The sequence below is a fragment of the Halocynthiibacter namhaensis genome (assembly GCF_000812685.1).
GTDB lineage: Bacteria > Pseudomonadota > Alphaproteobacteria > Rhodobacterales > Rhodobacteraceae > Halocynthiibacter > Halocynthiibacter namhaensis.
On record NZ_JWIF01000030.1, the window covers coordinates 1 to 9,782 of the forward strand.

Here is a 9,782-nt window from a genome sequence, read left to right on the forward strand (position 1 = left end):
TTCCTTCATCTGCGCCCGCTCTGACAACGTCAGACCCTCCCGATCTCCTGTCTCAATCGATTGTTTATTAACCCAGTCCCGAAGCGTTTCGGGGCTGCATCCTATCTTCTTCGAAATCGATCTGAAGCACTCAGATCGCGTCCGATAATCCGCTTCATTCTCAAGCACCAAGCGCACTGCGCGCGCCCGGACTTCTGTTGAAAAACGGTTTCCTGAATTTCCTTTGATCATGACTTATCTTCCAAGCTTTATGATCTCCGGTAAACCCGGTCTGGTTCAAGCTGACGTACGGCATCTATTCTGCCGGGATCTCAGATGAGCAGAAACGGGGGATTGTCGATCAGATCAGACTGCCTGTGAGATAAAGCCGCCCACCGAAAACCCCGACTGGCTTCGTGCTGGTCGGGGGCTACCTTCTTCTTTTTTTATCTGGGTGGCGCTCTAACTAGCTACATCATCCTGCATCATATCGTAGATTGTGTTAATGAACTGGCCAAGCTTGTCTGACATCGAAAGCAGCTTCAGCATTTGTTTTTGCTGTGCTTCATCGCTGTTCAAGATTGCCTCCTCCACAGCTTTTGGAAAATCGCCCAGTAGGGCTTGTTCGCGAGTATTGTTTGCGATTTGGGTGATCACCCTTGGATCTTCCTGAATCTTCTCTTTGATGGTCCTCGCATAACTAAGCATGTCTGCTTCAGTCAAGCCGTCTCCGGCAAAGATTTCATTGAGGCGTTCAATGATCAGAGACAGGAATTCTTCTTGCTTGTCTTTAGCTTTACCGCTGCCTAAACCACTCCCGGGATTTAGGCCTTCGGCTGCATCTGTCACGAGTCCCAGGTTTTGCTGTTTGATCTTTGACAGGCGGTAATGGCTGAGCGCGACATCGCCCAAATCCAACTCATCTTCGTCCATGTTTGCTTCGCGCAGAAGGGGGCCAAGTTGCCTTGCATAGATACTCAGCTTCTCAAGATCTTTGTCGTCGTAATCTACAACTTGTGAAATGAACTCGTAAAAGCGAACAAATGTCCCAAGGTCTTTCTTGAATAGCTCTAGGGCGTCCTTTTCTATTTTGCACGCCTTTAGGGTTTGATCTGTGTTAGCGACCAAAACGGCATCGCCGCTTTTCTTCGCCCGTTCAAACATTTCAACTGCAGTCTTATAGGCTTCGGTCGCAGACTTGTATCGAGACGTCCATCGATCAACTGCCGGTTTGCAGATGTTTGCAACAGCGGCGTTGCTCATGGACTGTTTCAAGAATGCCTCGCAAAACCTTTCAACCTCTGACCATGAGAAAATACCCGATGCGCGCAGTTTTTCAGACAAATCAAAAATCAGATCAGGGTTTGAAACATCCAACAACTCTGCCGTCTGATAATATTCTTGGAACGCGGCCAAGACATCTTCAGGCTCGTTAAAGAAATCGAGCACATAAGTTCCTCTGACTTCCTTGCCCGGATAAGTGCGGTTCAATCGTGACAGTGTTTGAACGCATTCCACCCCAGCGAGCTTCTTATCAACGTACATTGCGCAGAGTTTGGGCTGGTCGAAACCTGTTTGGAATTTGTTGGCGACAATCATCACCTGATAGTCGTCGGTATCAAAGGCTTTGCGCATATCGCGACCTTTGAGCTTGGGGTTCATATTGATCTCTGTGAATTTTTCCCCAAGTAACCCCTCAGCGTTTGGGTCGCTTGCCCCAAACTCCACCTCACCCGAGAAGGCGATCATTGCGTGAACCTTTTCATAACCACACTCAACGATGTATTTGTCGAACGCCAACTTATAGCGAACAGCCTCTTTACGCGAACTGGTAACGACCATTGCTTTCGCTTGCCCGCCCAAAAGCCCGCTAACATTCTCTTTGAAATGTTCAACAATCACACGTACCTTCTGCGATATGTTGTAGTCGTGCAGCCGCACCCATTGGTTCAACTTAACCTTGGCCCTTTTGCTATCAACCTCGGCATCCGCATCTTGGGCCTTGAGCGCCAAATTATACGCAACTTTGTAACTCGTGTAGTTGCGCAGCACATCAAGGATGAAGCCTTCCTCAATGGCCTGACGCATTGAATAAACATGGTAGGCTTTGGGCAGGTTTTTCTTTGAGGGGGCTTCATCTGGGTTGGGCACACGTCCGAACAATTCCAGTGTCTTTGATTTGGGTGTTGCTGTGAAGGCGAAGTAACTTAGGTTGGTCGCATTGCGTTTGGCAGCAACGGCTGCATCCAAAATATCTTCTGAACTCAATTCGGCGTCGGCATCATGGCCCTCAGACATCAACACGGCTTTTAACTTGCCTGCCGTTGATCCCGTTTGCGATGAATGCGCTTCATCCGCGATAATGGCGTAGCTGCGTTCTTTCAGGTTGGTGCTGTTCTCAATCGCTTTCAAAACATAGGGGAAGGTTTGAATGGTCACGATAATAATCGGCTGCGAACTCTCAAGCGCGGCGGCTAGTTTCTCAGATTTCGAACCATCGCCTTCTTCGCGGTTAATCCGTCCGACAACACCATCTTGATGTTCAAATTGATAGATCGTTTCTTGCAACTGATCATCAAGAACGGTGCGGTCCGTCACGATAATCACACTATCAAACACCTTCTTGGTGCCATCAAAAAGCGATGACAGCTGATGCGCGGTCCAGGCGATTGAATTCGACTTGCCGGACCCTGCACTGTGTTGGATCAGGTACTTGTTGCCCGGCCCCTCAACCTTGCCAGCTTCCACAAGTTTCCCAACCACATCCCACTGATGATAACGCGGAAAGATCATCGTTTCTTTTTTGAACTTGCGCCCCTCAAAATCTTCCTTTTCCTCAATCTCCAAGTGCATAAAACGCGCGAGAATGTTCAGCAACGCATCGGGGTGCAGCACCTCTTGCCACAGATACCCAGTGGCATAGCTGTTCACATCCGCAGGCACGTCATTGCCTGCGCCGCCATCCTTGGTGCCCTTGTTAAACGGCAGGAAATAGGTATCGGCACCGGACAAACGGGTGGCCATATAAACCTCAAACTGGCTGACCGCGAAATGCACCAAGGCACCACGCTTAAACGTCAACAGTGGCTCGGACTTTTTGGTGGCGGGATCAACGGGCAGACGGGTTTTCTTGTATTGCGTGATCGCGTTTTGCACCGATTGCTTGAACTCTGACTTCAGCTCAAGCGTGACCACGGGCAGACCGTTCACAAACAACACCAGATCAATGCGCCATTTCTTCGCCTGCGTGCCGGTCTCGGCCTGATGCGCGTCCGTCGCATAGGGGCTGTAAACCAGTTCCGGCACGATGCGCAGACGGTTTTTACCATAGCGCGCCAGCGTGTCGGGGTTCAGATCGTGTTCGGGCTTGAACTGGCACAGCTTGAACTTGGCGTTGCGGTCTTTGACACCGTGGCGCAGCACACCCAGGGTTCCAAATGTGCGCAGCTGCTTGCCGGTGGCGTTGGGGTCGGCCTTATCAAGCTGGCTTGCGACACGGGCCAACAGCTTGGCCTCGGGGTCACTGTAATTCTTGCAATGCTTTTGCCATTCACCATCTTGGGTGTCTTTGACAAAACCAATCAGATCCTCTGAATAAATCGCCAGTTCGCGGTTGTATCCACTGGGGGTGCCAAGCTGCCACCCTTCGGCAACCATCTGGGCAATCATTTCGTTTTGAAAAATAACTTCGCGGGTCACGCCGTGGGAAATACTCATGCGCCTGCCTCCTGCATTTGGTCAATATCTGTGGTGGAAATATCTTGGGCGGAGTTGCTTGGGTTGGAGGCATCAAGGCCCCCCTCAGGCATGTGCCAATCGCGCAGATCAATCTTGCCCGTGACAGCGGCAGAGATCAGCGCCGTGCGCCGTTCTTTGAGGAGGGTGATCTGCTGTGTTGCGCGTTTCAATGTTTTTGCAAAGTATTGTAACTTGCCATCTAAGAAATCAGCAATTTCAATCTGTTCAGACTCTGGAGGCTTAACAAGGACAAGCTCTCTAAGATCTGGCAAACTGAGCTGGATCTTTGTTCCACCATAACCAGACTCAAGCAGCTGAAATTTGCTCGCATCGGAAAGTATTGTGTAGCCAAGCCAATCGGCAGAAAACACTTCACCGTTTGGTCGACATAACGCAACATGTTGACTTACGTAACCGCCTTCTAAACTCTCGTCAGCGACACAGACAGAGCCTAAGTCCGCTGTTATTGAAATCAACAAATCTCCCAAGGCAATTTTACTTCGCTCACCTTCCGAGCCTCGGGGAGGTGTGACATATTGGAGAGACTTCAATTTCGGATGGATCGTATCTCGCGTAAGATTGGTAATTCGGAAGAAGAGCGCGCCTTCATCACTGTAGTATTCTGCCCAACCACGTGAACCACTGGTTACAAATTCAAATAGGTGCTTACCAAGTTTCACCTCCCAATGTTCCGGCACATCGCCGAGCCAGTCGATGCCGGAGGGGCGTCGGGGGGCGGTGGGGTCTAGGCCCTTGGTCACCGCATGGCTGATCACCGCTTGGCGCTTTTCCTCAAGCAGCGCAATCAACCGCTGCTGCTTGGCAATCAAAGCATCAATCTTGGCCGTCTCATAATCCAAAAACGTCGCGATTTTGGTTTGTTCGTGGAGTGGGGGAGAGCAAAGGGAAATGTTTTGCATTGATGTCTTGTTGGAAATTGACACGACTACACGATTTGCTGAAGCGGCGATTTGCTCAGAGGCACTCGAAAGGGAAAAAACCGCGTAACGAGGAGAAACTATGTTAATTTTGGGGATAAACGAGTTAATTTGCTGGTTTGTTATTACGTCGACACCAGCAATACCAAACTTCCCAACCGTTCCGATACCACACACGAGAATGCTACCCTTCGGTATGATGGGAATCCCTCCAAGCCCCTTGCGGGACACTTGCCTTTGAGACTCGGATACTGGAGATAGCTCCTTGAGATCGTCCGGCTTGACCCAAGGAGTGCCATCTGCCGAGAAGTTCTCGTCGTTTGATGTCAATGGAGTGCCCCCGGTTTCGATGCGAAAAAGATGCTTTGCTTTTCTCGTTTCCCACCCCTCAGGAATATCTCCCAACCACTCCACGCCTGACGGCTTATACGCTGGATAGGGCTTATACTTTGCTTGCACAGGCCCCGTCATCACACATGCACCTCTTGCAACAGCGCCATAATCTCGGCGCTGACGGCGTCCAGTTCAGCATCAATCTCCGCCAGATCGCGCGGCGGGGTGTAGGTATAGAAATGCCGGTTGAACGGGATTTCATACCCAACGATGCCAATGTCCCCGTCAATCGCATCGACCTTGCCCGCATCCATCCAAGCATCCGGCACATGCGGCGCGACCTCGGCCAGAAAATACGCTTCGTTTGTTGCATTCACGGGTTGCGTTGGCTCCAGCGGCACGTTTTCATTGTCGCGCAGATCGCCGTCGGGTTTGTATTCCACAAGCTGACCATCAACATCGAACAACCCATACAGCGGATTGGCCGTGACAGTGGCGGGGGTGTTTTTATGCAGCTTCTTAACAACCTTCGCAGCCTTTGGGTTTTTCCAACTGACCGCATTGGTGATCTGTTTCTTGGCCGTGGCATCCAACGCAACGCCCGTGGATTTGAGCGCCTTGTCAAAGCCGTTCATATCGTCATGCTGATCGGTCCCAATTTTGTCCTGCAACGCCCGTGCGACTTGCAAGATAGCCAGTTGCGCGGCCCATGTTTTTGGGTCCAGCGCGTCCTTGATCTGCTTCTCTTTCAGCTCGGGGAATTCTGCCTTGATATGGGTGCGAATTTCACCCTCTTGCGCGTTTAGCACCTCGTAATCATTGCCCTGTTCATCCCAACCCTTGCCAAAGCTTTCAAAGATCCATTGGGTGATGGCGGCCAGCGGTTTAGGCGCAAAACGCAAGGGTTTGATGCGATCATCGCTGAACTGATAGCTTTCGCGCAAAGGCCGTTCAATCGTCAAGCGACGATAGCCAAATTCATGCGTGTCAAAGATTTTCGCCGCGAACGTTTTGGGTGTCTCGGTCTTGGGCGTGGCCGACTGTCTGCCGCGATTGCTTTTGGCGTCTGCGGGCTTGTCGAGCGTTTCAGCCGCAACGGCTTCAAATTCCCCAAAGCAGCGGGTGATGGTCTTGATGTCGCCTTCATCCATCCATTTGCGCTTAGACCCCAGTGATTTACGCATCTTGCTGTAAAGGTCGGTGCCGTTGATCAGCTGAACCTTGCCCTTGCGTGAGGGGTCTTTTTTGTTCGTCAACACCCAGACATAGGTCGAAATGCCGGTGTTGTAGAACATATCCGTTGGCAGGGCGACGATGGCCTCAAGCAGATCTGATTCAAGGATATGTCGGCGGATTTCGCTTTCGCCAGACCCAGCACCACCGGTGAACAGGGGCGAGCCGTTGAGGATGATCCCAATGCGCCCGCCACCTTCGTCCGTGTCGCGCAGCTTGGAAATCAGATGCATCAGAAACAGAAGTGATCCGTCAGAGACACGCGGCAAGCCAGGGCCAAAGCGCCCGTCAAAGCCCTTGATCGCATTCTCGTCCTTGATGTCTTTCTCGATCTTTTTCCAATCCACACCGAAAGGAGGGTTGGACAGCATGTAGTCGAATTTATCATTGGGCAGTTGGTCTTGTGACAGGGTGTTGCCCAATTTGATATTCGTGACATCTTGTCCCTTGATCAGCATATCGGCCTTACAGATCGCATAGCTTTCAGGATTCAATTCCTGCCCAAACGCACGCATCACCGCAGCAGGGTTCAACTGAAGGACATACTCCATGCCAGCGGATAGGAAACCACCAGTGCCCGCCGTCGGGTCATAAATGGTCCGAATGGCACCGTCGGTGGTCAGGCCGTCGTCATCATCCATAAATGCAAGGGAGGTCGTCAGATCAACGATATCGCGAGGTGTGAAGTGCTCACCGGCGGTTTCATTGGAGCCTTCTGCAAATCTACGGATAAGTTCTTCAAACACCAAGCCCATGTCATGATTGGAAACCGTTTCAGGCCGAAGGTCAGCGCTTTTGACTTGTTGGACAGCCTTATACAGCAAGTTCGCGTCGTCTAATTGAGCGATGAACTCACCAAATTTGAAGTGTTCAAAGATTTCGCGGGCATCTGTGGAAAAGCTTTGGATGTAGGTTTCCAGGTTATCCTTGATCCCGCTTGCACCGAGCGTCGAAAGATCCATTTCCGAGGTATTGTAGAAAGAGAGGGTTGAGGCGCGCAGGAGAAGCTTTTCCTTTAGCTCTTCTGTTGCTGCCATACCTTCAATTTTGGTGGCTTCTGTAAGAACGTCAGTCTTGCGCGTTTCAAAGACGCATTCAAGGCGACGAAGCAAGGTGAAGGGGAGAATGATACGACCATATTGACTTTGTTTGAAATCACCACGCAGAAGATCAGCCAGGGACCAAATGTAGGATGCAAGATTGTTAGTGGATTGAGACACGTTTGCCGCCCGTTTATAAATATTTTTTTGTTTGGCCAACCTTAGATTGATGAGTTTTTTTTGTATAGCCCGATACAGCCAATAGAGGCTGCTGATACACACCACCCAGGCCTCTCGCGCCAAAGTGTCATCAGTCGTTTCGAAGCAACTGCCAGCTTTCGACACCAAAACCTAGGGCGACGCGATGAAGGTTGTCGATGGACATATTTTGCTCGGAGCGTTCGACGGCACTCAGGTAAGTGCGATTCAAACCGGCTTCCTCGGCGAGCTTTTCCTGCGACCAGCCGCGCTCAGCACGCAGCAATCTCATGTTGCGAGCCAAGGTATCTCTAAGAGGGCTTTTCGGTGTTCGTTTCACATCCAAAGCTATTGCGTGTCACCGGTTTTAGCTCTACCTGTTTTAACGTACATTCGTATCTAGTTGGCTGTGTTGCATTGCCGGGCGCTTCAAAATTACGCGGGGCGCTCCGTACCGAAACTGGTCATGATCTGGCCGGAGAATTTCAGAAAAGGTGAAAAGATGGAACTTCAAGTGACCAACCCGGAAACAGGCGAGACGCGGCTCGACCTGTCCGAAGACTTTCTGACGGAACTGACGACCCAGACACTTCTCAAAAAAGAGCTGCTTTCTCGGATAGATAACCTGAACCTCTCAGCCGACAGCAAAGCTTTGCTGTATAAAATGGCCGGGACCGCCATGAAGGTGGGGGCGACGGTGGTCAAGATCGGGCACAAGATCCTGGAGGTGGTTCTTCAACTGGTTTCACGGTTTCCGAACGCGTCCTTCGGGTTGATTTTCGGGGCGATCGCCGGGGCGTTGGTCGGCGGGGTGCCACTGATTGGCTTCGTTTTGGGTCCCGTGGTGACGCCTCTGCTGGCGGCCTTCGGGTTGCTGATGGGGGCCAAGGCTGACTTCGCCGATGCTGCCCTCGAAGGGCGTATCATGGAGGCCGTGGCGACCTTCGATCCGTTGAAAGGTGGAGCCGTTGACTGACATCGGGGAACGACTGAGGCAGGTTGAACGGGTGGTGGCTGATCCGCTGCGCTTCAAGGCACGTCTCGAGATCGGGGAGAACGCCTACACCAGTCTGACCCTGAAGAATCGGGCTCTCGAGGTCTGGGACGTTGCCGGGGTTGCCTTCACCGGGGCAACTGTTGCCAAATCTGCGGTGGTGGCTTCGACCTTTTTCTCGACGTCAGGTGGGTTCTTCGGACTCTTCGGGGTTGCGGCGGCTGCAACCCCGGTGGGCTGGGTGGTTGCTGCCAGCGTCGCGACGGGTGGTGCGTACTACGGTGTGATTCGTCTGATGAAAGGGACCGGTGACAAGGTCGAGGTGATCCCGAAGTTTGTGAACACGCCGCTGGACACGTTGGCGGTGGGGTTCTTCGACTTGATGGCCCCGCTGGCTTTGAAGGTGGCGGCGGCGGACGGTGACGTTGCGGACGAGGAAGTCGAGGTGATCCGGGGGTAACCGAGGAACTGCAAGAATTGGGATTACCGGTGGGCCATCGCAGGGTCGGACGTCTGATGGGCGAGAATGGCATCAAGATCATCAGAACCCAGAAATACAAGGCGACAACGGACAGCAACCACACGTTCAACATTGCACCAAATCTGTTGGATCAAGATTTCTCAGCGACTGGCCCCAATCAGAAATGGGCTGGCGACATCAGCTACATTTGGACCAGCGAAGGTTGGCTGTATCTTGCCGTCATCCTTGACCTGTATTCTCGCCGCGTCATCGGATGGGCTATCAGTAACCGCATGAAGAAGGATCTGGCAATCCGGGCGTTAGATATGGCCGTTGCTTTGCGCCAACCACCGGAGGATTGCATTCACCATACGGATCGTGGTTCGCAATATTGCTCAAATGAGTATCAGAAGCGCTTGTCCAAGCACGGTTTCAAGGTCTCGATGAGCGGCAAGGGAAATTGTTATGATAATTCTATGGTCGAGACGTTCTTCAAATCCATTAAGGCTGAGCTGATTTGGCGCAACCGTTGGGACACACGCCGTCAGGCTGAAGGCGCGATCTTCCAGTATATCAACGGGTTCTATATGAACCGCCCCGGTTTTACCGGAGAGTAAAACACTCCAAAGGTGAGCCCTATGACAAAGAAGAAACATACCCCCGCCTATCCGACTGAGCTGCGTGAACGTGGCGTTCGGCTTTTTCGAGAAAACCGTGTCAATTATTCCAGCGATTCAGCCGCACACAAAGCGATCGCGCCCAAGCTTGGCTGTTCCCCTGACAGCCTGCGTATCTGGTGCCAACAAGCGGAACGTGATGAGGGTCAGCGCGCAGGCCTGACAACCGAAGAAAGGGACCGCATCAAAGAA

The 9,782-nt window shown here is 51.9% G+C and carries 7 protein-coding genes and 2 pseudogenes; 4 read left to right on the forward strand and 5 right to left on the reverse strand.

What is annotated here, in order from left to right; all coding sequences use genetic code 11:
* From RJ38_RS05590 to RJ38_RS05610, 5 genes are all read right to left on the reverse strand, one after another.
* A partial coding sequence (locus RJ38_RS05590; protein ID WP_039017917.1) for a transposase occupies positions 1–231 on the reverse strand: 231 nt, incomplete at its 3' end.
* A gap of 210 nt (positions 232–441) precedes the next feature.
* Entirely contained in the window at positions 442–3,696 is a 3,255-nt protein-coding gene (locus tag RJ38_RS05595) for a type I restriction endonuclease subunit R (RefSeq protein ID WP_202903868.1), read from the reverse strand.
* Entirely contained in the window at positions 3,693–5,126 is a 1,434-nt protein-coding gene (locus RJ38_RS05600; protein WP_082005648.1) for a restriction endonuclease subunit S, read from the reverse strand. The genes RJ38_RS05595 and RJ38_RS05600 overlap by 4 nt, the downstream gene beginning before the upstream one ends.
* Positions 5,126–7,441 (reverse strand): type I restriction-modification system subunit M, encoded by a 2,316-nt coding sequence (locus RJ38_RS05605; protein WP_039017922.1) that lies wholly within the window; start codon positions 7,439–7,441, stop codon positions 5,126–5,128. The genes RJ38_RS05600 and RJ38_RS05605 overlap by 1 nt, the downstream gene beginning before the upstream one ends.
* 130 nt (positions 7,442–7,571) lie before the next feature.
* Positions 7,572–7,751, reverse strand: coding sequence for a helix-turn-helix domain-containing protein (locus RJ38_RS05610; RefSeq protein WP_238321656.1), 180 nt, complete (start codon positions 7,749–7,751; stop codon positions 7,572–7,574).
* A gap of 174 nt (positions 7,752–7,925) precedes the next feature.
* On the opposite strand from RJ38_RS05610, the gene RJ38_RS05615 reads away from it, so the two are divergent.
* The 4 genes and pseudogenes from RJ38_RS05615 to RJ38_RS05630 form a co-directional block, all read left to right on the forward strand.
* On the forward strand, positions 7,926–8,435 hold the full coding sequence (locus RJ38_RS05615) for a hypothetical protein (RefSeq protein ID WP_039017918.1): 510 nt from the start codon (positions 7,926–7,928) through the stop codon (positions 8,433–8,435).
* Positions 8,428–8,913 (forward strand): hypothetical protein, encoded by a 486-nt coding sequence (locus tag RJ38_RS05620; RefSeq protein ID WP_156121773.1) that lies wholly within the window; start codon positions 8,428–8,430, stop codon positions 8,911–8,913. The genes RJ38_RS05615 and RJ38_RS05620 overlap by 8 nt, the downstream gene beginning before the upstream one ends.
* Positions 8,877–9,530: pseudogene (locus tag RJ38_RS05625) on the forward strand (IS3 family transposase); the annotation flags it as partial. The gene RJ38_RS05620 and the pseudogene RJ38_RS05625, both read left to right, overlap by 37 nt.
* A gap of 21 nt (positions 9,531–9,551) precedes the next feature.
* Positions 9,552–9,782: pseudogene (locus RJ38_RS05630) on the forward strand (IS3 family transposase); the annotation flags it as partial.